Annotated in this window: 24 protein-coding genes, 1 tRNA gene, 1 pseudogene and 1 riboswitch; of the genes and pseudogenes, 16 read left to right on the forward strand and 10 right to left on the reverse strand. The window is 62.2% G+C overall.

Annotated features, from left to right (window positions below; genetic code table 11):
- Positions 1 to 349: 349 nt before the first annotated feature.
- Positions 350 to 574: a hypothetical protein gene (locus AB5Y72_RS08400; protein ID WP_368198855.1), complete on the forward strand. Its 225-nt coding sequence runs from the start codon at positions 350 to 352 to the stop codon at positions 572 to 574.
- Between the two features lie 33 nt (positions 575 to 607).
- On the opposite strand, the gene AB5Y72_RS08405 is transcribed toward AB5Y72_RS08400, so the two are convergent.
- Positions 608 to 1,111, reverse strand: a complete 504-nt coding sequence (locus tag AB5Y72_RS08405; RefSeq protein ID WP_125117423.1) for a DinB family protein — start codon at positions 1,109 to 1,111, stop codon at positions 608 to 610.
- Positions 1,112 to 1,282: 171 nt separating this feature from the next.
- Here AB5Y72_RS08405 and AB5Y72_RS08410 point away from each other — a divergent pair, with 171 nt between their 5' ends.
- From AB5Y72_RS08410 to aqpZ, 3 genes are all read left to right on the forward strand, one after another.
- Positions 1,283 to 2,191 carry a Gfo/Idh/MocA family protein gene (locus AB5Y72_RS08410; protein ID WP_368198856.1) on the forward strand — a complete coding sequence of 303 codons (909 nt, stop codon included), beginning with the start codon at positions 1,283 to 1,285 and terminating at the stop codon, positions 2,189 to 2,191.
- A gap of 165 nt (positions 2,192 to 2,356) precedes the next feature.
- On the forward strand, positions 2,357 to 2,878 hold the full coding sequence (ruvC, locus tag AB5Y72_RS08415; protein WP_042074353.1) for a crossover junction endodeoxyribonuclease RuvC: 522 nt from the start codon (positions 2,357 to 2,359) through the stop codon (positions 2,876 to 2,878).
- 307 nt (positions 2,879 to 3,185) lie between these two features.
- Entirely contained in the window at positions 3,186 to 3,872 is a 687-nt protein-coding gene (gene aqpZ, locus AB5Y72_RS08420; protein ID WP_042074354.1) for an aquaporin Z, read from the forward strand.
- A 251-nt stretch (positions 3,873 to 4,123) separates the two neighbouring features.
- Here aqpZ and AB5Y72_RS08425 read toward each other — a convergent pair whose 3' ends face one another.
- Positions 4,124 to 4,864 (reverse strand): lytic transglycosylase domain-containing protein, encoded by a 741-nt coding sequence (locus tag AB5Y72_RS08425; RefSeq protein ID WP_042074355.1) that lies wholly within the window; start codon positions 4,862 to 4,864, stop codon positions 4,124 to 4,126.
- A gap of 316 nt (positions 4,865 to 5,180) precedes the next feature.
- On the opposite strand from AB5Y72_RS08425, the gene AB5Y72_RS08430 reads away from it, so the two are divergent.
- Positions 5,181 to 5,639: a GNAT family N-acetyltransferase gene (locus tag AB5Y72_RS08430; RefSeq protein WP_042074356.1), complete on the forward strand. Its 459-nt coding sequence runs from the start codon at positions 5,181 to 5,183 to the stop codon at positions 5,637 to 5,639.
- Between the two features lie 4 nt (positions 5,640 to 5,643).
- On the opposite strand, the gene AB5Y72_RS08435 is transcribed toward AB5Y72_RS08430, so the two are convergent.
- Positions 5,644 to 6,186, reverse strand: coding sequence for a DUF1439 domain-containing protein (locus AB5Y72_RS08435; protein ID WP_042074357.1), 543 nt, complete (start codon positions 6,184 to 6,186; stop codon positions 5,644 to 5,646).
- A gap of 96 nt (positions 6,187 to 6,282) precedes the next feature.
- On the opposite strand from AB5Y72_RS08435, the gene cls reads away from it, so the two are divergent.
- Both cls and AB5Y72_RS08445 read left to right on the forward strand, forming a co-directional pair.
- Entirely contained in the window at positions 6,283 to 7,764 is a 1,482-nt protein-coding gene (cls, locus tag AB5Y72_RS08440; protein WP_219142536.1) for a cardiolipin synthase, read from the forward strand.
- Positions 7,765 to 7,871: 107 nt separating this feature from the next.
- Positions 7,872 to 9,140 (forward strand): DUF945 family protein, encoded by a 1,269-nt coding sequence (locus tag AB5Y72_RS08445; protein ID WP_209793838.1) that lies wholly within the window; start codon positions 7,872 to 7,874, stop codon positions 9,138 to 9,140.
- 60 nt (positions 9,141 to 9,200) lie between these two features.
- On the opposite strand, the gene purU is transcribed toward AB5Y72_RS08445, so the two are convergent.
- Positions 9,201 to 10,037 carry a formyltetrahydrofolate deformylase gene (purU, locus tag AB5Y72_RS08450; RefSeq protein WP_042074361.1) on the reverse strand — a complete coding sequence of 279 codons (837 nt, stop codon included), beginning with the start codon at positions 10,035 to 10,037 and terminating at the stop codon, positions 9,201 to 9,203.
- 207 nt (positions 10,038 to 10,244) lie between these two features.
- Positions 10,245 to 10,402: riboswitch (FMN riboswitch) on the forward strand.
- A 104-nt stretch (positions 10,403 to 10,506) separates the two neighbouring features.
- Between purU and ribB the strand changes: the two genes are divergently transcribed.
- A complete protein-coding gene (ribB, locus tag AB5Y72_RS08455; protein ID WP_102948765.1) occupies positions 10,507 to 11,160 on the forward strand; it encodes a 3,4-dihydroxy-2-butanone-4-phosphate synthase in 654 nt (217 codons plus the stop codon).
- A 225-nt stretch (positions 11,161 to 11,385) separates the two neighbouring features.
- On the forward strand, positions 11,386 to 11,628 hold the full coding sequence (locus tag AB5Y72_RS08460) for an Lpp/OprI family alanine-zipper lipoprotein (RefSeq protein WP_010634682.1): 243 nt from the start codon (positions 11,386 to 11,388) through the stop codon (positions 11,626 to 11,628).
- Between the two features lie 133 nt (positions 11,629 to 11,761).
- Here the strand turns inward: AB5Y72_RS08460 and AB5Y72_RS08465 are convergent, their stop codons facing one another.
- On the reverse strand, positions 11,762 to 12,610 hold the full coding sequence (locus tag AB5Y72_RS08465) for a tetratricopeptide repeat protein (RefSeq protein ID WP_318161798.1): 849 nt from the start codon (positions 12,608 to 12,610) through the stop codon (positions 11,762 to 11,764).
- Complete coding sequence (locus AB5Y72_RS08470; protein WP_042074364.1) at positions 12,607 to 13,329, reverse strand: 4'-phosphopantetheinyl transferase superfamily protein; 723 nt, start codon at positions 13,327 to 13,329, stop codon at positions 12,607 to 12,609. Before AB5Y72_RS08470 ends, AB5Y72_RS08465 begins: the two co-directional genes overlap by 4 nt.
- Before the next feature lie 275 nt (positions 13,330 to 13,604).
- Here AB5Y72_RS08470 and AB5Y72_RS08475 point away from each other — a divergent pair, with 275 nt between their 5' ends.
- The 3 genes from AB5Y72_RS08475 (at position 13,605) to AB5Y72_RS08485 (ending at position 16,167) form a co-directional block, all read left to right on the forward strand.
- Positions 13,605 to 14,093 (forward strand): C40 family peptidase, encoded by a 489-nt coding sequence (locus AB5Y72_RS08475; protein WP_042074365.1) that lies wholly within the window; start codon positions 13,605 to 13,607, stop codon positions 14,091 to 14,093.
- Between the two features lie 152 nt (positions 14,094 to 14,245).
- Positions 14,246 to 15,199, forward strand: a complete 954-nt coding sequence (gene rlmF, locus AB5Y72_RS08480) for a 23S rRNA (adenine(1618)-N(6))-methyltransferase RlmF (RefSeq protein WP_368198860.1) — start codon at positions 14,246 to 14,248, stop codon at positions 15,197 to 15,199.
- Positions 15,200 to 15,441: 242 nt separating this feature from the next.
- Positions 15,442 to 16,167, forward strand: a complete 726-nt coding sequence (locus AB5Y72_RS08485) for a MaoC family dehydratase (protein WP_042074368.1) — start codon at positions 15,442 to 15,444, stop codon at positions 16,165 to 16,167.
- A 57-nt stretch (positions 16,168 to 16,224) separates the two neighbouring features.
- Here AB5Y72_RS08485 and AB5Y72_RS08490 read toward each other — a convergent pair whose 3' ends face one another.
- Both AB5Y72_RS08490 and AB5Y72_RS08495 read right to left on the reverse strand, forming a co-directional pair.
- Positions 16,225 to 17,208, reverse strand: a complete 984-nt coding sequence (locus AB5Y72_RS08490) for a DUF481 domain-containing protein (protein ID WP_368198861.1) — start codon at positions 17,206 to 17,208, stop codon at positions 16,225 to 16,227.
- A 22-nt stretch (positions 17,209 to 17,230) separates the two neighbouring features.
- Positions 17,231 to 18,148, reverse strand: a complete 918-nt coding sequence (locus AB5Y72_RS08495) for a L,D-transpeptidase family protein (RefSeq protein WP_042074371.1) — start codon at positions 18,146 to 18,148, stop codon at positions 17,231 to 17,233.
- A 355-nt stretch (positions 18,149 to 18,503) separates the two neighbouring features.
- Between AB5Y72_RS08495 and AB5Y72_RS08500 the strand changes: the two genes are divergently transcribed.
- A tRNA-Ser gene (locus AB5Y72_RS08500) sits at positions 18,504 to 18,593 on the forward strand.
- A 398-nt stretch (positions 18,594 to 18,991) separates the two neighbouring features.
- Here the strand turns inward: AB5Y72_RS08500 and AB5Y72_RS08505 are convergent.
- Positions 18,992 to 19,336: a cyclophilin-like fold protein gene (locus AB5Y72_RS08505; protein WP_368198863.1), complete on the reverse strand. Its 345-nt coding sequence runs from the start codon at positions 19,334 to 19,336 to the stop codon at positions 18,992 to 18,994.
- Positions 19,337 to 19,411: 75 nt separating this feature from the next.
- Positions 19,412 to 20,485, reverse strand: a complete 1,074-nt coding sequence (locus tag AB5Y72_RS08510) for an alpha/beta hydrolase (protein WP_325781952.1) — start codon at positions 20,483 to 20,485, stop codon at positions 19,412 to 19,414.
- Between the two features lie 201 nt (positions 20,486 to 20,686).
- Between AB5Y72_RS08510 and AB5Y72_RS08515 the strand changes: the two genes are divergently transcribed.
- From AB5Y72_RS08515 to AB5Y72_RS08525, 3 genes and pseudogenes are all read left to right on the forward strand, one after another.
- Positions 20,687 to 21,571: a LysR family transcriptional regulator gene (locus AB5Y72_RS08515; protein WP_325781953.1), complete on the forward strand. Its 885-nt coding sequence runs from the start codon at positions 20,687 to 20,689 to the stop codon at positions 21,569 to 21,571.
- A gap of 473 nt (positions 21,572 to 22,044) precedes the next feature.
- Entirely contained in the window at positions 22,045 to 22,716 is a 672-nt protein-coding gene (locus AB5Y72_RS08520; protein ID WP_368198864.1) for a hypothetical protein, read from the forward strand.
- Positions 22,717 to 22,737: 21 nt separating this feature from the next.
- Positions 22,738 to 22,875: pseudogene (locus AB5Y72_RS08525) on the forward strand (hypothetical protein); the annotation flags it as partial.
- Positions 22,876 to 23,111: the final 236 nt, after the last annotated feature.

Raw genomic sequence — 23,111 nt, forward strand, 5'->3', positions numbered from 1 at the left:
CCACCTTTCTGAGCAAGGAATAGCGCTGTCAAATTTCACGCTAGCGCCCGTGGATGACAGCTTCCAAAATGCTCCCTTGACCCGCGTTGGTAGCAACCCATCGCAGCTCAACAGGTTCCAGATAGCCACTGTAAGCCAAACGAAGCCGCCTGTGCGAGCATCAGCAGCGATATCACCAGCAGAACGTTGCGGTTTTTTGAACCCCGTCATCAAAGTGCCAGCAGGCTGCCGATAAGGGCAGCCAGGCGGGGGCGGTTTTGCTATCTTGGCGGCCGATTAATTTTGCGTGGAGGCGGCACGGCATTCCTCGCACGAGCACCGACAAAGAGACCGGCACAGGAGCAGTGAGATGGCAGTAAAGAGCAGATCCAGAAGAGAAAAGATAGGAAGCGGGCTCGGGCTGGTGCTGGGGATCATCGGCTTCAACCTTATGGTGCCCCTGCTGTTTGAGAAGCAGGCGAACTTTGATTTCAACCAGCTACTCTGGGCTGTGGTCAGCGCCATGCTCTGCTCCGAGCTGGGGGCCAGAATCGGCAAGTGGCTGGATACCAGAGAGCGGGCCAGATCTTCTTAGTAGAGGGCGGCATGGGCCGCCCTCGTTTGTCGTTTAGCCGCCGCGGCGCTCCGGTTCGTTGCGATGCAGGAAGGCGGTCAGGGTATCCCGGGGCGGCGTGATGCCGCATTGCACCAGAAGCCGCCCGATGGCTCCCCTGTGATAACCGCCGTGGGTCACCAGATGCAGCAGCATCTCGGCGCGGCTCATCTGCCCCTTGTCCCCGTCCACGAAGTTGAACGAGAGCACGGCCTCGCCATCCGCCTGACTCAGGCTGGCAACGTAATCCAGATACCAGGCATCTAGCTTGCCGATGGCACTGCGCAGCGCCGCCAGGGTCGGCGTTTCCGGGGTATTGGTGGCACTGAAGCCGTGGGGTTCCCCCAGCAGATTGCCCTTGAAGATGGCATCGACCACATGGATATGGTTGAAGATGCGCAGGGCCGTGTGGTGAGCCTCGCCATATTGCGCGGCATCCAGGGTGGCGAGGGCATCCAGCAGTTCGCCATCGGCCCAGGCCTTGTAGCGAAACAGAGAGTGGAGGGTCGAGTGATGCATGGTCTTCCTTGATGGGGTATCGCGTGAAGCAGGTATCTTAGCCAGATGGAGCCAGCAAGGAAACTCCCCCACCTGACAGGGCCGGTGACTGGCCAGCGTGCAGTCCATCGGATGTGCCAGGTACGAGCGAGATGTTACCCTGTGCCATCGCACTCATGACAAGGAGTCCCCATGCGCATTGCCCTCGTAGGCCTTGGCGATATCGCCCAGAAGGCTTATCTGCCGCTGCTCGCGAGCGACGAGCGAGTCACCCCACTGCTCTGCACCCGGAGTCCCTCTGTGCTAGGCAAGCTGGCCCGCCAGTACCGGATCGCCGAGTGCTTTACCGAGGTGGAGGCGTTGCTGGCTAGCCGCCCGGATGCGGTGATGATCCATGCCGCCACCTCGGTGCACTTCGCATTGGCCGAACAATGTCTGCGGGCAGGCATCCCCACCTTTGTGGACAAACCGCTCTGCTTTGATTACGCCGAGGTGGAGGCGCTCGCCAATCTCGCCATCGCGAAGGGCTGCCCGCTCTTTGTGGGTTTCAACCGCCGCTATCTGCCCACCATGGGGGCTGCTCGTGCCGAGCAGCTCACCGAGCTGCACTGGCAGAAGCACAGACACTATCTGCCTGGGGCACCACGCCAGTTCCTGTTCGACGACTTTATCCATGTGCTTGACAGCCTCTGCTTCTACGGCGGCGTGCCGGACGGGGATCTTCATGCCGTGCTGCGGCGCAGTGCGCAGGATCCGGACATGCTGGTGAGCGCGAGCGTGGCCTGGCAGAGCGGGCAGACGGCGGTGAGCGGCAGCATGAACCGTAGCGCCGGCATCACGGAGGAGCGCATCGACGCCTATGGCGACAACCTCTCCCTGCATATCGAAAACTGCACCCGGGGCACGTGCGCGCGGGACAAGGCCGTGCAGATGTTGGCACCGGACGACTGGCAGCCGGTGCTGGCGAGCCGGGGTTTCGTGGCGATGCTCGATCACTGGTATCGGCAGGTTGAGCTGGGTCGGGCCGACGAGGCGTTGATTGAGAGCTATCTGCACGGCCACCGGCTGGCGGAACGACTGGTGACCCTGGCGGGGGAGTGACCCCGTCGCAACCGGCCGGCATAACTGGCCAGAGAAGCGGCAGACCACTGTACAAGATGGCGCATCCCTGCGCAGTCAGGCGACCTGGGCGCTGCCGCGCGAGCCAAGCGGGGGCGAGTTTGCTATCTTGGCCGCCATGAACAGCCTTCAACACAGCAGAGTCTCATGAGCATTATCTTGGGGATCGACCCCGGCTCCCGGATCACCGGTTACGGCGTCATCCGCATCGTCTCCGGCAAGGCGCAGTACCTGGGGTCCGGCTGCATCCGTACCGACCTGGGCGAGCTGCCGTCCCGCCTCAAGCAAGTTTACGACGGGGTGAGCGAGATCATCACCCAGTTCAAGCCGGACGAGTTTGCCATCGAGCGGGTCTTTATGGCCCGCAACGCGGACTCGGCCCTGAAACTCGGCCAGGCCCGTGGCAGCGCCATCGTCGCGGCGGTCAATGCCAGCTTGCCGGTGAGCGAGTACTCGGCGACCCAGATCAAGCAGGCGGTGGTGGGCACCGGCGGCGCGGGCAAGGAGCAGGTGCAGCACATGGTGATGCACCTGCTCAAGCTCTCGGCCACCCCCCAGGCGGATGCGGCGGACGCCCTCGGGGTGGCGCTCTGCCACTTCCATACCCGCCAGAGCCTGATCCGGATGGCGGGCCAGGCCAGCGGCTCGGTGCGCGGACGTTATCGCTGAGCCTGGTGCTCCGCCTTGGCAGAGTGCGAGAGAAGGGTGAGCCAGATGTCGGCGCCTGTTGGCAAAAGCGCTGATTGAGTCACGATTTGTCGCACCTCCTCAGGGGACTCCCATGAGAAAGCCCCATGGGGCGGGACTGGTTCTTTCTACCTAATCAACAACTTGTGATTAAGATCACACATTCCCCCTGGTGTGGGCCGGCTTCGCCTTGTGCCGCCACACTCCCATAATATGGCGCCTGTTTAATAACAGTGTTCGTATGAGCCTTTCCTGGCTCCTGTGTTAGTCATCATGGGGAGAGACAAGAGTGAAACCTTTTGCTGCTGAATTTATGGGGACCTTCTGGCTGGTGCTGGGGGGCTGCGGCAGCGCCGTGCTGGCCGCCGCGTTTCCGAACGTGGGGATAGGTCTGCTGGGCGTGGCCCTGGCGTTCGGCCTGACCGTGCTGACCATGGCCTATGCCATCGGTCATATCTCCGGCTGCCACCTGAACCCGGCCGTGACCGTCGGGCTCTGGGCCGGTGGTCGTTTCCCGGCCTCCAACGTGCTGCCCTACATAGTGGCTCAGGTGCTTGGCGGGATCGCGGCGGGTGGCGTGCTCTATGTCATTGCCAGCGGGCAAGCGGGTTTTGATGTGAGCGCCGGTTTTGCCTCCAACGGTTATGGCGAGCACTCCCCCGGCGGCTACAGCCTGCTGGCGGCCCTGGTGTGTGAAGTGGTGATGACCGGCTTCTTCCTGTTCGTCATCATGGGCGCCACCGACAGCCGTGCCCCGGCCGGGTTCGCGCCCATCGCCATCGGCCTGTGCCTGACCCTCATTCACCTCATCAGCATTCCGGTGACCAACACCTCGGTCAACCCGGCGCGCAGCACGGGTGTGGCGCTGTTCGTGGGTGACTGGGCCATCGGCCAGCTCTGGCTGTTCTGGGTTGCCCCCATCGTCGGTGCCATTCTGGGTGCATTGGCCTATCGTGTGATCGCCACGAAAGAGTGATGTGTTGCTAAACAACGTGTGGTATCGACACGCCCCGGGGCGTGTTTTTTTGTTTCTGGCGGGCACGAAAACGGGCCACCAAGGGCCCGCAGTATTGTTCGGCCGGCTGAAAGAGGGAAGGGGTTACAGACCGCGGGCGCTCAGCATCTCCTTGTAGCGCTGGTGCAGCAGCTTGACCCGCTCCACATAGGCGCGGGTCTCGGCATGACGGATGGGAAGGGATGACGCCGGGCTTGTGTCTTGCCAGGGGCTTACAGGCCCCGGGCGCTCAGCATCTCCTTGTAGCGCTGATGCAGCAGTTTGACTCGCTCCACATAGGCGCGGGTCTCGGCGTAGGGCGGGATGCCGCCATGCTTTTGCACCGCGCCGGCCCCTGCGTTGTAGGCCGCGGTGGCCAGGGCGACGTTGCCGTCGTACTGCTTGAGCAGCCCCGCCAGGTACTTCACCCCGCCGAAGATGTTCTGCTCCGCCATCAGGGCGTTGCCGACCCCCAGCTCGCGGGCGGTGGCCGGCATCAGCTGGGTCAGCCCCATGGCCCCCTTGCGGGAGACCGCCAGGGGGTTGAAGGCGGATTCGGCGTGGATCAGCGCCCGAATGAGGGCGGGCTCGACCTGATACGCCTTGGCTGCCGCCTTGATGGTGCTGGCGTAGTCATAGAGGAAGAGGCCTGTGGTGCGCCAGTTGACCTTGGAGGCGGGATCGCAGGCATAGCAGTCGTTGAACAGCAGCAACTCGTAGTGGCCCTGCTCCGGCATCATGTCGGAGTAGCGGATGACCCCGTTCTTCTGCACCGACTTGTAGACCTGGATCTGGCGGCTGGCGGGCGTGGCGGACCCGGGAGGTGGCGAGGATAGGGGGGCCGTGGCGGCGGCCACTGTCTGGGGCTTGGGAGCCGGGGCTATCGACTCCGGCGTCAGGATCACCACCTCGGCCGGTGGCGGCATCTGGCCCCAGGCAAGGTGGGAAAACAGCGGGATCATGCCCAGCAACATCCATGCTTTCAACGGCTTGCTCCTTAAGCCTCGTTAGCCACGTTGAGTAAAGCATCCGGGGCGGGACAGAACAAGTCCGCCGGCGGAGCGTCGCAGGAAAAGTTCAGGAAAGAGGGGGCCGGATGGCTGCAAAGGGCAGGGGAATGGCCGATGTCCGGCACGGCATCGTGCCCACAGCGTCGTCTTTTCCATCAGGCTATTGGCTTTTTTGTAAGTTAAAGCCGTGTTATCTTGCTGTGGCTCCACTCTGGTCAGATCTCTTCGTGGGGCCGGATGATGGGTCAGGAGAAGGCGGGGTGGCCAGAGCGACATGGGTATGACAAGCAGGCGGGCGATGGAGCTCAGATTCGAAGAGTACTGTGATGCGGATCTGTCCCTGATCAGGGACTATTACGAAACGACTTTTTCCCACTATGTGCCGGACCTGGCCGAGCGGATCTTCGTGGTGCGCGACGCCCATTGGCTGGTGGGTGCTGTGCGTCTGCGCGACGAGCAGGAGTACTACCATCTGTGCGGTTTCCGGCTGCTGCCCCATTACCAGTCCCTGGGCCTGGGCTCCCGGCTGTTGCAGCATGCCTGCCGCGGTCTGCTGGACAAACCCGTGATCTGCCATGCCCTGCCCTTCGAGAAGCCCTTCTACCTCAAGGCCGGCTTCGACCACCTTCCCCTGCACGAACTCGACGGGCCACTTCATGCCCTCTACCACCAGCAGCGCGAACAGGGTTACCAGATCGAGCTGCTGGTGCGTCAGGCGAGGGCTCCCGTCTTCAACTGAGGCGTCACTGTGGCTTGGTCAGCAGGTGGATCTTGCCCGGTGACAGCTCCAGCCCCAGCAGATTCTCCTTGAGCCAGGCCTGATTGGGATCCTTGTCGTCGAGCCTGTAGACGGGCTGGGTCTCCAGCCGCTTCTCCATGCTCTGCAGCAGCATGCGCAACATGAAACCGAACTTCTGCTCGGCCGCCGCCGGCTCCAGCTTGTAGTCGACGAGCTTCATGTTGTCGAGAAAGAGCGCGCTCTGGGCCTTGTCGTAGCGGGGCCTCGCCTCATAGGTCATGTTCAGCAGGGCGTCGTACTCGGTCTGGTCCGGCAGCGCTATCTTCAGCTTGCCCTTGCCAAACACCCTGGCGGTGTCCGGACTCTGGCGGCCGATCTGCACATCGCTCTGCTCAAGCTTCACATGGGCCTTGATGATGCCGGGCAGTTCCAGCTGTTTGTCCACTTGCACCTGGGATTGCAGGTACTGATTTATCTGCTGCTCATTGATGTCATATGAGCCTTGACCTAGCATGGCCAGACTCAGCAGCATAGATTGCAGGATCATGCTAACGACCTGATAGAATGGGTTTGTCCTACAGCATACCATTCCGGCCTTGTGGGATCTGCCCATGCCACTTGTTCAACACACCAAGGAGTCGCCTTGCTCGACGGTCTGGAATACGACATTCAGTTGCTGTTTTCCCGCTTTCTCGGCTGGTTGTTGCTGCTGTTTCACACCGTGATCGTGGCGGGGATTTCCCTGCGGGTGGTGATGAAGCGGCGTCCCATCGGGGTGTCGCTGGCCTGGCTGGCCCTCATCTATGCCATCCCCTTCGCCGGGGTCGGCTTCTATGTGCTGTTCGGCGAGATCCGGCTCGGCCGCAAGCGGGCGGAGCGCGCCCAGGCCATGTACCGCCCTTACGCCATCTGGATCCGCCAGCTGGCTCGCCTCTTCCCGCAGCACTGTTGCGAGGTGGGGAGCAAGGCCCGTCCGCTCCATGATCTGATCCAGGGCCGGCTGGCCATGCCCATGCTCTCCGGCAACCGGATGACGCTGCTGCACAAGCCCGACACCATCATCCAGGAGATAGTGCGCGACATCCGGGGCTCCTCCCAATCCTGCTACCTGGAGTTCTACATCTGGCATCCCGGCGGGGACGTGGACGCGGTGTGCGAGGCGCTGATGGAGGTGGCGGCACGCGGCGTGGATTGTCGTGTGTTGCTCGATTCCGTCGGCAGCAAGACCTTCTTCCGCTCCCATTGGCCGAACACCCTGGGCGCGGCCGGCGTCAAGGTGGTGGAGGTGCTGCCGGTCGGCGCCTGGCGCATCCCCTTCCAGCGCCAGGACTTGCGCATGCACCGCAAGCTGGTGGTGATCGACGACAGGGTCGGTTACACCGGCTCCATGAACATGGTGGATCCGCGTTTCTTCAAGCAGGATGCCGGGGTCGGCCAGTGGGTCGACATCATGATCCGGGTGCAGGGGCCCGTGGTGCCGCTGATGTGGTCCACCTTCGTCTGGGACTGGGAGATGGAGACCGGCGAGCGCCTGCTCGACAGCCTGCAGCACGAGCCCGAGGCCTGGCCGCAAACCAACTACCGGGCCCAGCTCATCCCCTCAGGCCCCTTCGTCGGGGGGGACTGCATCCAGCAGAGCCTGCTGCTGGCCATCTATCAGGCCCGCCACCATCTGGTGCTGACCACCCCCTATTTCGTGCCCGATGACCCGTTGGCGGCCGCGCTCTCCTCGGCGGCGGCCCGGGGCGTGCTGGTGCAACTGGTGTTGCCGGCGCGCAACGACTCCCTGATGGCCAACCACGCCAGCAACTCCTTCATGGAGGATCTGCTGGCGGCCGGGGTCGAGATCTACCGCTACGATGCCGGCCTGCTGCACACCAAGAGCGTGCTGGTGGACGATGACTTCGCTCTGGTGGGCACGGTCAATCTGGACAGACGCAGCCTCTGGCTCAATTTCGAAGTCACCCTGCTCATCGACAACCCGGTGTTTGTCGCCGAGATGAACCAGCTGGTGCAGGGCTACATGCTGGAGGCGACCCCCATGTCCCTGACCAGGTGGCGTGCGAGGCCCTGGTACAAAAAATTGCTTGAGAACATCTTCTACCTGTTCAGCCCCCTGCTGTGACAATGGAGCGTGGACCCGGCGGCCTCATCCGGCTTGCGTGGCCTCCCATCCTCCCCGTAGAGTGCGCCCATGCACCCGCCATCGAATAATGTGGAGAAACAGAACAGATGAAGAAAAAAGTGGCCTTGGCCGTTGGGGCCGTATTGGTGGTCGGGGGGCTTGGCGCCTGCTGGTACACGGGCAATACGTTCGACCGGATCCTGGCCGAACAGATCGCCAGGGCGCAGCAGGAGAGCGGGATCGAGATCACCTGGCACCCTACCACGGAGCACCTGTTCGCCCGTGACGGCATGCTCAAGGTGGTGGTGCCGCCAGAGACGCTGGCGAGCCTGGACCCCCAGCTGGCGGGGAGCGAGCCCATCGAGATGCAGTTCGCGTTCAACAGCCGCATGCTGCCGCTCTATATCAAGAGCCACCTGCTGCTGGATACCGCACAGGGCACCCTGGCGCCGATATTCAGCTCCCTTGGCATGCAGCAGTGGCAGCTGGGAGCGGAGTCGGCCAGCAGCCTCTGGACCATGAGCAACAGTTCCCGTTTCTGGGTCGGTGACTTCAAGGTCAGAGAGGGGATGAACGAGTTCAACTTCCTGCCCCTGAGCGGCGACTATCGCGGGGATCTCGACGGCAACGGCCACATGACGGTCCAGTGGCTGGGCATGACGGTTCACGATGCGCAGAGCAAGATGGATCTGGCCCTGGCCGATCTCAAGGGCAGTGCCGACATGGCCGAGATCAGCGGCCTCTGGCTCTCCCCCCGCAGCGATGCGACCCTGTCCGCCTTCACCCTGACGCAGCCGGGGAACATCAGGATCTCCCTGCAGGGGCTCTCCACGGCCACCCAGCTGGCGGGGGACGACGCCCAGACCCTCTCCAGCCGTTACCAGATGAAGGTGGAAACCCTCAATCTGGAGAGCGAGGAGGACAGCCTGACGCTGACCGAAGGCAACCTGGACCTGGCGCTCAACGGGCTGGATCTGGAGGGGTATCAGACACTGCAGGAGGTGAGCGGTCAGCGGGTGGATGAGTCTGCCATCCAGGAGGCGCTGGACAAGATGCTCCAGCGGGGCGTTACGCTGCAGCTGACGGATTTCAGCGCCCGGCTCAACGGTGAACCCGTCAGCCTGCAAGGGGAGGCCAGGCTGGCGTCAACGACCCTGGCACAGCTGATGGGTAGCGAGGAGGGGATGCAGGCCCTGTCGGGGCTGCTCCATGCCCACCTGGGTGACAAGCTGGGTCAGGCGGTTCCCCAGCTGGCCCCCATGCTGGCGCAGTTCACCGCCCTGGGGTATCTGAAGGCGGAGCAGGCGCAGCTCCAGGCCGAGCTCAAGCTCGACAAGGGGCAGCTCACCGTCAACGGTCTGCCGCTGCAGCCATGAGTGCCGCGCGATGAAAAAAGGCTCCCTCGGGAGCCTTTTTGCTGGATGGCTGGCGGCGGCTTACTTGAACACCACCGTCTTGTTGCCGTAGACGAACACCCGTTCGTTCAGTACCAGCTCCAGGGCGCGGCTCAGCACGGACTTCTCCACGTCACGGCCAGCCTTGGCCATGTCGTCGGCGCTGAAAGTGTGGTCGACGTGGATCACGTCCTGCTCGACGATGGGGCCCTCATCCAGATCGTCGGTGACGAAGTGGGCGGTGGCGCCGATCAGCTTGACCCCGCGATCGAAGGCCTGGCGATAGGGGCGGGCGCCGATGAAGGCGGGCAGGAAGGAGTGGTGGATGTTGAGGATCTTGCGGGGATAGGCCGCCACGAAGCTCGGGGTGAGCACCCGCATGTACTTGGCGAGGATCACGTAATCCGGCTGGTAGCCGTCGATGAGGGTGCGCACCTGCTCTTCGTGCTCGGTACGGCTGAGATCCTCGTGGCTCACGCAGTGGAAGGGAATGTCGAACTTGCCCGTCAGCTCGGCGAGGGTGTCGTAGTTGCCGATCACCGCCACTATGTCCATGTCCAGGGCGCCGGCATAGTTCTTCATCAGGATGTCGCCCAGGCAGTGGGTCTCCTTGGTCACCAGGATGACGATGCGCTTCTTGCCCGCCTTGACCAGGCGGCGCTGGGCGCCCGCCGGCAGGGCGTCGTCGAGATCCGCCAGCAGGGTCTCGTCGTTGAAGCGTCCTTCCAGCTCGGTACGCATGAAGAAGCGGCCGTTTTCGTGGTCCACGAACTCGTCGTTCTTGTTGATGTTGAGCTGGTGCTTGTAGCAGATGTTGGTGATCTTGGCGATGAGCCCCTTGGCGTCGGGACAATCGGTCAGCAGTATTTTCTTTTCCATCTCTGTCATGATTCCGTTTGTGTTGTTGGCGCCCGAGTCTGCGCGGGCTGCACGTTTTTGCTGGCACTATGCCACAAACAAAATCAGAAAGGACAGCGCGCCGTGAATCGGAGTGGCAGGTGGGTGGGCCGGTTCGCCGCCTGTGCCCCTTGGTCTTTGATGGGTTTTGGGCTGGCATCCTGTGCCTTTTTTCTTTAGGCTGTCTGCGCTTATTCTCAGGGCGGGGTGAAATTCCCCACCGGCGGTATCCCGATGTGACTCGGGGAGCCCGCGAGCGCCCGACCCGGTCTTGGACCGGTTCGGGGTCAGCAGATCCGGTGAGATGCCGGAGCCGACGGTCATAGTCCGGATGAAAGAGGATAAGACAGATAATGCTGGCGAGCCCCCCGTGGGTTGGCCGCCGCATGCCTGCCTCTGTCTGCCTTTCCATGCCCTGATTCTGGTCCTTGTCTTTTTTAGGAGTCTTACCATGAATCAGTCTCTGCTCAGTGAATTCGGTGATCCCATTGCTCGCGTCGAGGCCGCGCTGGCCGCACTGCGTGCCGGCCAGGGTGTGCTGGTGGCCGACGACGAAGATCGGGAAAATGAGGGGGACCTCATCTTCGCCGCAGAATCCATGACCAACGAACAGATGGCCATGATGATCCGCGAGTGCTCCGGCATCGTCTGCCTCTGTCTGACCGATGAGCGGGTCCGCCAGCTCGAACTGCCCATGATGGTGGAGGCGAACTCCAGCCACTACCAGACCGCCTTCACCGTGACCATAGAAGCGGCGCAGGGGGTGACTACCGGGGTGTCCGCCGCCGACCGCATCACCACTATCCGCGCGGCCATTGCAGACGGTGCCAGACCATCCGACCTGCATCGCCCTGGCCACGTCTTCCCGCTGCGCGCCCGCACGGGGGGCGTGCTGACCCGGCGCGGTCACACCGAAGCCACGGTCGACCTGATGCAACTCGCCGGCCTCAAACCCTACGGGGTGCTGTGCGAGCTGACCAAGGAGGATGGCTCCATGGCCAGACTGCCCGACCTGGTGGCCTTCGGTCGTCAGCATCGGATGCCGGTGCTGACCATCGAGGATCTGGTGCAATATCGTCAATTGCTGTCAGAGCGTTCGGCCTGAGCCTCATACGAAATTGTAATAAGCCGAAAATTTGGTTACGCTTTGCACGAACCTCATCCAGGGACACTTATTTTTGCTTAAAGTTTGCGCATAAAGTGTGCAACTAAAAAAAAATGAGGGTTTTAACGCATTTATCTGTGATGGGGCCTATCCAAACTATGATTTTTTTGTGCCATAATCACGCCGCTTGCTAAACGTCTGGCGAGTTAAAGGGAGCTTTTAAAAATGAAAAAAATGTTGTTGGTAGGTGTTGTTGGTCTGTCCGCTCTGCTGGGCGGTTGTGCAAACACCAGCGAACTGGAAACTTCCGTTCAGAATCTGTCTAACAAAGTTGACCAACTGGCTCAAGATGTTAGCGCTGTTCGTGCTGATCAGTCCAAGATCGCTGCTGATGTTGCAGAAGCCAAGCAAGAAGCTATGCGTGCTAACCAGCGCATCGACAACATGGCTACTTCCTACAAGAAGTAATCCATGCGAAAAAATGGCGCATTTCAATGCGCCATTTTTTTTTGCCTGAAATTTGGTTATTCCCCGCGTTTCACTCCGCCTGAACAAGGCAATGCCGACTGATCGGCATTCCCCGTCCTGATTTCCCATTCGATCAATAGAGCAGGCTGTAGAGCTTGCGGCGGTAATTCTGTGCCGCCGGGTGTGCGCCCATGGTGGCCAGCACGTCGAGGTAGATCTTCTTGGCATCCCCAAAGGCCAGATCCCGCTTGAGAATCGTGAACAGCAAGGCCAGGGCCTCCTCCTGGCGGCCAACCTGGCTGTAGAGCACCGCCAGCTCCTGGGCGATGGCAGCGTCGTCCGGCTGTTCGGCGTGACGCAGCTCCAGTGCGCGCAGCTCCGGACTGTCGCTGGCCTGCTGCGCGAGAGAGAGGCGGGAGCTCAGGGTCTGATAGTGATCGTCCTGCGCCACCATGGGGATGGCGGCGAGCAGGGACTGGGCTTCATCCAGCAGGTTCAGATCCAGCGCGGCCTGTGCCAGCCAGAGGCTGATGTCGTGGCGCTCGGGGGCGAGGCGATGGGCCTTGCTCAGATGACTGTGCGCCACATCGGCCTGCTCCGCGGCCAGTGCCTGCTTTGCCTGTTCGAGCAGCAGCTCTTCTTCCTTGGGGGCAAAGGCGGCGAAGTACTGGCGCAGGGTGGCTTCATCCTGCGGACCTTCGAGGATGGCCTGTTCGTCCGGGCGCCCCTGATGGAACAGCACCAGTGCCGGCAAGGCACGCAGGGCAAGCTGGCTGGCCAGCGGCTGCAGCTGGGGATCGTTCATGTCGACCTTGGCCAGGGTGACGCCGGGATTGGCCGGGCCGACCAGGGCTTCCACCAGGGGGGTCATGCCCTGGCATTCCGGCATCTGCGGCGCGTGGAAATAGATGACGACCGGCTTCTTCAGGGATGCATCGATCAGTTCGGCGTGAAAATTCTGGGGAGTGATGTCGACGATCATGAGGCTGACTCTCGGAAAATGGTGTGGATCAACATGGGGTCCAACGGGGTGGATTTCAAGCGCGCATCCAGCAGATGGGCGCTGACCTGGCGGGTCGGGGCGGCGAGGCTGAGCCAGCCGTTGCCGACCCGCCAGTCGCTCACTTCATAGTTGCGGGCATCGAGGCGATTCTCCAGCCGCCATCCCTGCGCCGGGATGAAACAGATCTTGTCCAGTCCGGCGGCAATGCCGGCACCATGGGCCTTGAGTACCGCCTCCTTGCGTGCCCACAGCCGGTAGAAGGCGGACGCCTGCTCCTGTGGCGGCAAGCTGCACAGCCACCTGTGTTCGCCCGGGGCATAGAAGCGCTCAGCCAGCGGCAGTACGGGCCGGCGGCGCAACCCCATCTCGATGTCCACGCCGAGGGGCCCCTCCCGACAGAGGGCGAGCACCAGCCACTCCCCGCTATGACTCAGGTTGAACTGCCAGGAGTGGCTGCGCAGTGCGGGCTTGCCATGCTCGCCGATGGAAAATGCCAGCGCATCGGGAGGGCAGTGGAGTCGCTCTGCCAGCAGACGGCGCAGCAGCACCCGGCCGAGCAGGTATTCCCGCTGGCGGCCGGGCTGACGGATCTCGTGCCAGTGGCCCTGTTCCTGTGGGGAGAGCTCGGACGGCAGACTGAGCCACTGCCCTGCATCGACACATGCCGTATTTAACAAATAGAGATCCGCAGAGAGCATAATATTTCACTTAAAAATGGGGGCGAAGTAGCGATAACAGCCGGTTTGACGAGGGCAAAACCGGTACTTCCCAGATTGTATATTGTTTGGTCATGATCACATAAATTGCGCTAAACAGAGCATTTCCTTGCAAAAATGTGAGATCGATTGGGATTTTCGCTTGCCTCGATAGAATTCTTGGATATAGTCGGGTGCTGTTGCCTTATAAATTGCCCTCTCGGGCTGCATTTTAACAAGTTTCACTCTTTTGCGGGGATAAAGGATTGCGCCACCTGATGCTACTGCTGGTCGCGCTCGGAATGGTGGGTTGTGCCTCGGCACCCCAACCCGAGGTCGCGAGTAAGATCGAGGTTTCCATGATGGAGCCCGTGATTGAACCCGAAGTTTCAACCACCCCTGATGTCAACGAAATCCTGACCGTATACAAAGAGTGGCGTGGCGTTCCTTACCGCATGGGGGGCAGCAGCCAGCGAGGCATCGATTGCTCCGCCTTCGCCCGTGAAGTGTTCCGCAACGCCGTCGGCATCGAATTGCCCCGCGATACCCGCTCCCAGGTACACGAGGGGACCCGGGTCTCCAAACAGGAGCTGGTCGAAGGGGATCTGGTCTTCTTCAAAATCAATCCCCGTCTCAATCACGTCGGCATCTATGTCGGCAACGGCGAATTCATCCATGCCTCCACCCGCGCCGGGGTGACGCGCTCCAAGCTCGACAGCTCTTACTGGCGCAGCAAGTTCTGGCAGGCACGCCGGATCGATATCTGAGTCAGGCTGGACAAACGGCTCGCAGTACGGACTGTTTTTCCAACCTCACTTGAACCGGGCCCCGAAGGGCCCGGTTTTTTTATGACCCTCGTTTAGACTTTCCCTGGCCGACTCTCTATAGTGTGGCCCCCTTGATCCTCGGCAGGTCCAGCATGAAGCCCCAGCACAAATCCGGATTGCACCCGCGCAACCGCCATCAGGCCCCCTACGACTTCGATGCGCTCTGTCAGCGCACCCCCGAGCTGCTGCCCTTCGTGTTCATCAACGAACACGGCACCCGGACCCTGGATTTCGCCGATCCGGCCGCCGTCAAGGCGCTGAACCGGGCGCTGCTTGCGCTGCACTACGGCATTGCGCATTGGGATCTGCCGCCGGGCTACCTCTGTCCGCCCATTCCGGGCCGGGTCGATTACCTGCACCGGGTGGCGGATCTGCTGGCGGAGAGTGCCGGCAAGGTGCCGACCGGCAAGGGGGTGAGGGTGCTGGACATAGGCGTCGGGGCCAACTGCATCTATCCCCTGCTGGGGGCCCGGGAGTATGGCTGGCGTTTCGTGGGGTCTGACATCGATCCCGTGTCGGTCAAGGCGGCGGCCCTGCTGGCCGCGAGCAATGGCCTGGGCAGCCAGATCGCGTGCCGTCATCAGGGCAACCCCGGACATATCTTTCGCGGCATCCTGGAGCCGAAGGAGCACTTCGCCCTGACCCTGTGCAACCCGCCGTTCCATGCCTCGCTGGCGGAGGCGAGCAAGGGGACGGAGCGCAAGCTGCGCAACCTAGGCAAGGGTCAGGGCAAGGCGGTGACCGGGGCCCCCGTGCTCAACTTCGGCGGTCAGAAGGCCGAGCTCTGGTGCGAGGGGGGCGAGGCGGCGTTTCTGGCGGCCATGATAGAGCAGAGCCGGGAGTTTGCCGCCCAATGCCTCTGGTTCAGCTCGCTGGTCTCGAAGAAGGAGAACCTGCCGGCCGCCCGCAAGGCGCTGACCCGGGCGGGGGCACGGGAGGTTCGGGTGATCGACATGGCGCAGGGCAACAAGGTGAGCCGGATCCTGGCCTGGAGTTTCCTGGACGAGGAGCACCGCACCGCCTGGTGGTCTGCCCGCGGGCGGTAACGGCGGCGGGGCGTTGCGATGGCAAGGGCCCCGCCTGTTTCCCCTTTTTCGGCCCCGATATTTTCTCGTTTGCGACCCTTATCTCAATCGTTTTCCTGCCCGTTTTCCCCCGCATGTTAGTGACCACTCCCGCGCCTGGTACAGTTGTACGCCGAGATTTTTTTGTACTTGCGGATGAAACTTTCATAAAATGGGACTGGTTAGACCTCTTTACAGGCTGTTAATCGAATAGGGATCGGTAAATGAAAGTTGTCGATTTTCTGAAGCACAAGCGCGAAATCCTGGCGCAACACCCCTTTGAGCTCAAGGATTGGCTCTCCCCGGCTATCCGCGACTACTGGCGTGAGTTTCAGCAAAAGGCACACCTTCACCCCTTGCTGGGGCGAGTGCTGGATCTGCAGGGGGAGTCCCAGAACGCCCGGCAGCAGGACTCCGCCAGGGTGTCGCAGGTGGCGAACGGCCAGCCTGCCATGACGCAGGATCCCGTCGTCGAACTCGAGGGGGAAGCCGCCGCACTCTATGCGGCGCTGCAGACCCGCATCGGGGAGGAGACCCACGTCGGCGAATGGCTGTCTATTACCCAGGGGCTGATCGATCAGTTCGCGGCCGTGACCGGTGATCATCAATGGATCCACACCGACCCCGAGCGCGCGGCGGCCGAGTCGCCGTTCAAGACCACCATAGCCCACGGCTTCCTGACCCTGGCCCTGCTGCCGCAGCTGACCGGTTCGGTGGATGAGGCGACCCCTGAGTTCCCGACCGCCCGCATGGTGGTGAACTTCGGCCTGGAGCAGGTTCGCTTTCCCTATCCCATCAAGGTGGACAGCAACATCCGTGCGCGCACCAGGCTGTCGCGCGTCACTCCCATCAAGGGCGGGATAGAGCTGCTCAAGGAGATCAAGATAGAGATCGAAGGGATCCGCCGCCCTGGCTGCGTCATCGAGTCGGTAACCCGGATCTACTTCTGACGCCCGCTCGCGGCGATGAACGCAGGCCCACTTCGGTGGGCCTGCGTCGTTTCCGGGCTAGAAGCTCGCGCCCAGGGTGATGAGGTGGCGCCACTCCTTCTCGCTCAAGTCCAGCTGGACGTCGTGGTAGTCGAGCCAGGCATCGTCCCAGTCCAGCTCGCTGGACCAGGAGAGGCGCAGGTGGTCGTTGAAGTAGTACCTGAGCCCCAGGCTGCCGCTGATGGACTGTTTTCTGGTCAGGTAGGGGGAGGGTTGATCGACGAATTTTTCATAACTGCCCTTGCCAAACAGCTCGAACTTCTCTTCCCAGAGTGCCAAGGGCTGCCGGTAGTCCCAACCCAGGCTGACGAAGGGGTAATTGATGATCCTGTCGTCAAACAGGTCTGAGTTGCTCCACACCTCCGGCCTGAAATAGGCCCGCTCCAGGCCGAGCTGGCTGATGATCTCCAGCCGGCGTTGCCTGTCATTCCAGAAGCGGTAGCCGGGGCCGGAAGCATAGTCAATCTCCAGATAGCCGGCATCGATCATGTTGTAATCGATGTCGACGGAAGAGCGCAGGAACCAGTGGTCGTCGAAGAAGAAGTCGAGCTTGGGCTTGAGCTTGTATTCGTGGCTGTCGGTGATGTTGTTCGCCGTCTCGTAGATGTATTCGCCATCCAGGCTGTAACGCCAGTCCAGATTGGCAAGCTCGGTGGAGACCTTGAGATTGACGTTGTTGGTCTTCTTGTCGCTCTCTTTCAACTTGATGTTCAGATCTCCGGTCCCGGTCAGCAGCCAGGCATGGGCGTCGTCAGGGGAATCCAGCAGGGGGATCCCCGTCTTGGTCAGGGGCCTGGGCTTCTCCTGCTTGTCCAGGCGCCAGCGCTTGATGGCCTGACGCTGGACAGTCATGGCCTGGCTGTAGGCGGGCTTGATGCGGATCTGCTCGTCCGTGATCTCCTCTATGGTCCCGGTCAGGCGATCGCCGTTGTGCATCCAGAGGATGTCGGCCATGGCGGCGGAGCCCGGCAGCAGAAGCAGCAGGCAAAGTGCGTATCGCATCCTGTTCATCATCGCCCTGGCCTCAGCCGCTCACGGGCGCCGGCAGGCCGTTCCGGCTGTCGAGCAGGGCCGTCACCCTGGCATTGTCTATCTCAGGGTCGGCGATGAATTGCTCGGCCTCGGGGGAGAGCACCAGAGGCGCACCGTCGGCCATCTCCGCTTCGGTGCGGGAGAGGGGGGAGTGGACCTCCAGCCAGCGGCGGCCATCGGGTTCCACCGCCATCTTGACCGGCTGATTGATCACCCGCACCTGGGTGCCGACGGGGACCAGGCCGAACAGGGTCTCGATGTCGTCCGGGCGCAGCCGGATGCAGCCGGCGCTGACTCGCAGGCCGACCCCGAAGTCCTTGTTGGTGCCGTGAATGAGGTAGTCCCTGTTGCCATAGCCGAGGCGCATGGCGAACTTGCCGAGGGGATTGTCCGGGCCCGGGGGGACCACGGCGGGCAGGTCGATGCCCTTCTGCTCCAGCCAGGACTTGCGCACCATGGGGCCGGGTACCCAGGTCGGGTTCGGGTTTTTCGCGATGACGGTGGTGGTCATCTCCGGCGTCTCGCGCCCGATGTCCCCGATGCCGATGGGCAGCACCATCACCTCCGCCTTGTCCTTGGGGAAGTAATAGAGCCGCAGCTCCGGCAGGTTGATGACGATGCCCTCCCGCGGCACGTCGGGCAGCAGCATCTGGGTGGGCAGGGTCAGCCGGGTACCTGGGGTGGGCAGATAGGGATCGACACCAGGATTGGCCTCGAGCAGCGCCAGAAAGCCGATCTGGGTATGCTTGCCAACCAGCTCCAGATGATCGCCCGGTTGTACTATGTAGTCCTCCAGCTCGCCGATGAGACGGCTGTTGGCTGGCGGCAGGGGATAGGTTTTGGACCAGACCGGCGCGGCCCAGAGGCTGGCGGCGGCCAGCAGCAGTGAGACGATACGTGTGTGCAACATGGTTTTTCCTATCGACTGTGGGTGAGGGATGCGCGTCCCTCCCAAAAAATGAGCAGCGATTGTCAACCAATCGTTCGGGGATTACCAGCGTCAGCCCAGGTCCTTCCTGCCTGGATGGCGGCAGGTTGAGCCGGTTTTCGGCACAAAGGCTCCTCGTCGCCGGGAAAGGGGTCATTATGCCCCCGTCCCGCCTGGTGACAGCTTCTGGCATGGTTGGGCTGGCCCTCCGTTAAGCCTTGGAGGCATCCGAGGCGCGCACGGGGTCGCGAGATGGCGGTTTTATCGCCAGTCGTCTGATCTGCAACGAGATTTACGTTGATTTCCCAGCCGGGGTTGAGTCAATATGAGGGCCCGCGGAGAGATGCCGGAGTGGCCGAACGGGATTGACTCGAAATCAATTGTGGCAGCAATGCCACCCAGGGTTCGAATCCCTGTCTCTCCGCCATTCATCAAACCCAATCTGTACAACAGGTTGGGTTTTTTGTTTATGCACCTGTCGTGGTGCGGCCCTCCCGCATGGCGTGGTGCCGGCCTTGGCCCGGTGAATCTGCCCGTGCTGGTCGCCTGCACATGCCCCCTCCGGGTTTGCCCCTCCTCCCTCTGACCGAGACAAAAAACAGCCGCAAGGCGGCTGAAAGAGCGAGTCATCATTCGTGACCCGGCCGTAGGCATTCTAGTGCCCCCCTAGAGCGGTTTCGACAGCGGCATGGTGCGCCTTTATTTCACGACCTGATGATGAAGGGGGGCGCGTCATTTGACGGCGTCGATGGTGAGGGTGCCAGAGGGCAGGGTGGTCAAGGCATCCAGACCCGATTCAATGCGTCCCAGCTTGATGAGCCCGGTTCAATAGCCAAAGTCCCGATAGAAGATCGCCAGATTGCCCCAGGGGGCGTAATAGCTGATATCCCCCACGTCCGGGTCCATGCCCTTGGGCGCACCCAGGGTGGTCAATTGGCGCGGTAGATAGGCAATCTTTTCGGTCTCGGCATAGTCCTCGAACGGCAATGTCAGGGGGAGCATGGCGAAAAAGTCCCGGGCGCTGTCACTCTCTTCCAGGGTGGCCGTGATGAGCTGGCCGGCGATGGTGATCTTGATGTTCATCTCTCTTGTACTCCGGTTGGCGGCCGATGCGCAGGTGACCGCCAGGAGCAGGGCTATCGCACAGGGGAACTTGCCTCTGATCATCATTCGTCTCCCGACATGGGCGCGGCGCCGTCATCGATGAGAAAACACGGCGAAACGGGGCCGCCGTGTTTTCGGCATTCACTTCAGGTTGGTCTTGAAGAACTGTTCAATCCTGTCAAATGGGATCTGGTCCACCCGATCGTAGAGATCGACGTGGCTGGCACCTTTGACGATGTACAGCTCCTTGGGCTCATTGGCTGCCGCGTAAGCCGTCTCGCTGAAGTAGCGCGAATGGGCCTTCTCGCCGTGGATCAGCAGCAGCGGACGTGGCGAGATCTCCTTGATGTAACTCAAGAGCGGCATATTCATAAACGAGAGGGGGGTGGTCTGTGTCCATGCGTGACCGGAGTTGACCGCCCTCGCGTGATAGCCGCGCTTGGTCATGTAGTAGTCGTGATAGTCCACCAGAAACTGCGCCTCGCCCCCCTTGAGCGTGTTGTAAGCGGCTTGGTAGGCTGGCGCGCCGTTTGCCGCATCCTGCCAACGCTGCTGGCTCAGTTGCTCCAGTATCTCGGTTCGTTGCGCAAGGATCATGCTGTCGTTGTAGCCCTTGGACATGACGCGGGTCATGTCGTACATGGTACTGGCAACCACGGCCTTGACCCGCTTGTCCACAGCGGTCGCATTGAGGGCCATGCCGCCCCAACCACAGATGCCTATGATGCCGATGCGGTTGCGGTCGACTTCCTTTTGCAGGCCGAGGAAATCGACGGCGGCGCTGAAATCCTCGGTGTTGATGTCGGGCGAGGCCACATCCCGCGGTTGGCCGCCGCTCTCGCCGGTAAAGGAGGGGTCAAACGCCAGGGTGATGAAACCTTGCTCGGCCAGGGTCTGGGCATAGAGGCCGCTCGATTGCTCCTTCACCGCGCCGAAGGGGCCGCTCACGGCAATGGCCGCCAGCTTGCCATCCCCCCGGTTCTTCGGCAGGTAGAGGTCGGCGACCAGGGTGAGGCCGTAGCGGTTCTTGAAGGTCACCTTGCGATGATCGACCTTGTCGCTCTGGGCAAAGGTCTTGTCCCACAGTGTCACCATGGAGACGGGCTCGGTAGGGTCGGTGGTTTGTGCGTGGCTCATGGCGGATGCTCCGGTCAATGCGGCGCCCAGCAACAGGGCGGACGCGATGGTGCTCAGTTTCTTGGGAAGAACATTCATGGCAAGGCTCCTTGAAAACAGATTCCCGATCCCTGGCATCAGGGAGGTGGTGGCGTGACCCACGGCAGCATTCTAGTTAGAACAATTCGTGATGATTAGGCCGGGATTTTTGATAAAATTAATGCGTATTTGTTATTAATCTGGGCGTGCATTGGGCCCTGAACGGACCATTGCGGGCTGAGAAAGGGGAGTGGAACCAAGATGACAAGCCGAGAGAATTACAACGATCTCCACGTCTTCATGCTGGTTGCCCGGGAAGGCAGTTTTACCCGGGCGGCTGCCAGGCTGGGGCTGGCCCAGTCGGGAGTCAGCCGCACCATCCGGGAGCTCGAAGCCAGGCTTGGGGTTCAGCTGTTGGTGCGCACGACCCGCAGCCTGTCGCTGACCCAGGCCGGCGAGCAGCTGTACCGCACGACGCAGGGCAGCTTTCAGGCCCTGGATGCGGGGCTGGCCACGCTCGCCCACTTTCGTGACACCCCGTCAGGCACGGTGCGGATCAACGCCAGTCAGCACGCCATCGACAAGGTGCTGCTGCCCAAGCTGGCCCTCTTCAGACAACGTTATCCCGACATTCGGCTGGAGCTCATCAGCGAGAACCGCTTCGTGAACATCATCGACGAGCGCTTCGATGCCGGTGTGCGGCTGGGGGGCGAGGTGGACGAGGGAATGGTGGCCGTGCGCATCACCCCGGACATGGAGATGGTGATGGTGGCGACGCCGGATCACTTTCTGCAGTACGGTTTTCCGCAGGCACCTGCCGATCTGGCGGGGCATCCCTGCATCGCCTACCAGTTTGCCGATGGCAGCCTCTATTCGTGGGAGCTGTGGCAGGAGGGCAAGCCCGTCAGACACAGGCCCCGGGGGCAGTGGGTCTTCTCCGACAGCTACATGGAGGCGGCGGCGGCAAGAAGGGGGCTGGGGCTGGCCTATGTGCCGGAGGAGCTGGTCACCGATGAGTTGGAGCGCGGAACCCTGATCCGGGTGCTACAGCGCTTCAGCCACCGCCTGGATGGCCTCTTTCTTTACTACCCCCATCGCAACGTGTCACCAGCCCTGAGGGCCGTCATTGACACGCTGAAACTGTAAAGACAGACGACTGAGGCCTTGGCATATGGCGCCGACTGGGTGAACGCCATGATGCCTCAACCGTGTTTGCAGGGGGGGACTCGGGCATGTCGGCCTGCCGGGCGCCTATGGTGGTATCGCCCATCGGCGCGACACGGGGTAAATACCAGAGGAAACAGGCGTCAGGAGGCGAATTGGCCCCCTGGATGGGCACAGGATTCAGGCCAAGTTCAGCGCGACCCCGGTATGGTGCTCAGCGCCGATGCGATGCAACGAATGGCAAGCGAGGCGGCTGCCGGCGCAGGCCTGCCCGTCGACCGCCCGAGACGCCAGGAGCGCGACCCGGAGTGACTCCCAGGGCTTGTTCTCACGGGCGATATCCATTTCCTGCCCCTGCCCTATGAGCCGCCGGGAGCCGCCGGTTCCGATGCCGGCCATGATGCCTTTCTGCCGCACCGGCGGCCCCCCCATTCTCATGCCGTCCAGGAGGACATATGACCGGATGCCATCTGCGCAAGTGCCACCCCGCCTCTCTCATTCGCCAGACAGGGATCGGTCTGGCCGCCGGCATCTTGTGCTTCCTGGTGCTGAGTTATTCAGATCCTTCTGCCCGAAAGGACGAGCCCGAGGTGGGGGAGGTCGCTCCTGCACCGGCGGAGGCCAGTCTGTCTGCTGCTGGCCCGGATGGGGCCAGTGGCGTCGCAGCGACGTTGAGCCCACCGGCTGAGACCGGGTTCCCCCTGCCTTCCGCGTCCGAGTCGATCAAGGGGCAGGCCGACGGTGCGGCCGGCAGGCTGACCCCCATGCTGGATGCGCCGGTCAGCGGCGCCCTGCCCATCGTGGCCGAAGAGGTCGTGCCGTCTGAGCCGCCAATGGCTGCCGCCCCCTCGGCGCCCCTGGTTGCGGCCGAGCCTGCCGCGATCCCCGAGCCCGTGTCCACGCCTGCCCCGGAGCCCGTGTCCAAGCCGGCAGCGACATCGGTGTCCAAACCGGCCCCCGCGCCGCAAGGCAAGGCGTCCGGCAAGGTCAGCCTGACGCCCGCCAGCGTCCTGCACCAGAAGAACATCAACCACCTCAGCATCCAGCTGATGGGCGCGAGCAGTCTGGATGCCGTCGCGCAGTTCGTGCGCGTCAATCGACTCGTCGGTCAGGTGTGGATCTATTAGACCCGGTTCCACGGCAGCCCCTGGTACGTGGTGCTGAAGGGGGAGTATGCCGGCCTGAGCCAGGCCCAGGCGGCCATTCGCCAGCTGTCGCCAGCCCTGCAGAAGGCGGAGCCCTGGCCCAAGTCCTTTGCCCAGGTGAATCGAGAGTTGAAGTCATAAGCCAGCAGGAAGGGGATGGGCCTGAGTGAACAGGCCTGCTCCCATGGGACTTGGGTTGCCGGCGCCCTTGTGGGATAGGTGAGGGGAGGCTGATATGGAGTAGGCTGTCTGCCCTCGTTTTGGATGTGCCGGGCCGCTTGCTGAGTCGCACAGCCGGAGCAGCCTCTTTGCCCCTCTATGGCACAATGTCTAAAACAACACACCCGCGTCATTCGCGGGTGTGTTGTTTCTGGCAT

This window comes from Aeromonas sp. R7-4 (genome assembly GCF_040908055.1).
Lineage (GTDB): Bacteria > Pseudomonadota > Gammaproteobacteria > Enterobacterales > Aeromonadaceae > Aeromonas > Aeromonas sanarellii.

Bases quoted from the DNA above. Each gene is read 5' to 3' on its own strand.
- AB5Y72_RS08430 (WP_042074356.1), top strand. From the start codon at position 5,181: ATGACAAGCAGGCGGGCGATGGAGCTCAGATTCGAAGAGTACTGTGAT.
- AB5Y72_RS08475 (WP_042074365.1), top strand. From the start codon at position 13,605: ATGCTACTGCTGGTCGCGCTCGGAATGGTGGGTTGTGCCTCGGCACCC.
- AB5Y72_RS08505 (WP_368198863.1), bottom strand. From the start codon at position 19,336: ATGATGATCAGAGGCAAGTTCCCCTGTGCGATAGCCCTGCTCCTGGCG.
- AB5Y72_RS08510 (WP_325781952.1), bottom strand. From the start codon at position 20,485: ATGAATGTTCTTCCCAAGAAACTGAGCACCATCGCGTCCGCCCTGTTG.
- purU (WP_042074361.1), bottom strand. From the start codon at position 10,037: ATGGAAAAGAAAATACTGCTGACCGATTGTCCCGACGCCAAGGGGCTC.
- ribB (WP_102948765.1), top strand. From the start codon at position 10,507: ATGAATCAGTCTCTGCTCAGTGAATTCGGTGATCCCATTGCTCGCGTC.
- AB5Y72_RS08405 (WP_125117423.1), bottom strand. From the start codon at position 1,111: ATGCATCACTCGACCCTCCACTCTCTGTTTCGCTACAAGGCCTGGGCC.
- rlmF (WP_368198860.1), top strand. From the start codon at position 14,246: ATGAAGCCCCAGCACAAATCCGGATTGCACCCGCGCAACCGCCATCAG.
- AB5Y72_RS08515 (WP_325781953.1), top strand. From the start codon at position 20,687: ATGACAAGCCGAGAGAATTACAACGATCTCCACGTCTTCATGCTGGTT.
- AB5Y72_RS08425 (WP_042074355.1), bottom strand. From the start codon at position 4,864: ATGTTGCTGGGCATGATCCCGCTGTTTTCCCACCTTGCCTGGGGCCAG.
- AB5Y72_RS08460 (WP_010634682.1), top strand. From the start codon at position 11,386: ATGAAAAAAATGTTGTTGGTAGGTGTTGTTGGTCTGTCCGCTCTGCTG.
- AB5Y72_RS08435 (WP_042074357.1), bottom strand. From the start codon at position 6,186: ATGATCCTGCAATCTATGCTGCTGAGTCTGGCCATGCTAGGTCAAGGC.
- AB5Y72_RS08520 (WP_368198864.1), top strand. From the start codon at position 22,045: ATGACCGGATGCCATCTGCGCAAGTGCCACCCCGCCTCTCTCATTCGC.
- AB5Y72_RS08470 (WP_042074364.1), bottom strand. From the start codon at position 13,329: ATGCTCTCTGCGGATCTCTATTTGTTAAATACGGCATGTGTCGATGCA.
- AB5Y72_RS08465 (WP_318161798.1), bottom strand. From the start codon at position 12,610: ATGATCGTCGACATCACTCCCCAGAATTTTCACGCCGAACTGATCGAT.
- ruvC (WP_042074353.1), top strand. From the start codon at position 2,357: ATGAGCATTATCTTGGGGATCGACCCCGGCTCCCGGATCACCGGTTAC.
- AB5Y72_RS08445 (WP_209793838.1), top strand. From the start codon at position 7,872: ATGAAGAAAAAAGTGGCCTTGGCCGTTGGGGCCGTATTGGTGGTCGGG.
- AB5Y72_RS08400 (WP_368198855.1), top strand. From the start codon at position 350: ATGGCAGTAAAGAGCAGATCCAGAAGAGAAAAGATAGGAAGCGGGCTC.
- AB5Y72_RS08495 (WP_042074371.1), bottom strand. From the start codon at position 18,148: ATGTTGCACACACGTATCGTCTCACTGCTGCTGGCCGCCGCCAGCCTC.
- AB5Y72_RS08485 (WP_042074368.1), top strand. From the start codon at position 15,442: ATGAAAGTTGTCGATTTTCTGAAGCACAAGCGCGAAATCCTGGCGCAA.
- AB5Y72_RS08490 (WP_368198861.1), bottom strand. From the start codon at position 17,208: ATGCGATACGCACTTTGCCTGCTGCTTCTGCTGCCGGGCTCCGCCGCC.
- AB5Y72_RS08410 (WP_368198856.1), top strand. From the start codon at position 1,283: ATGCGCATTGCCCTCGTAGGCCTTGGCGATATCGCCCAGAAGGCTTAT.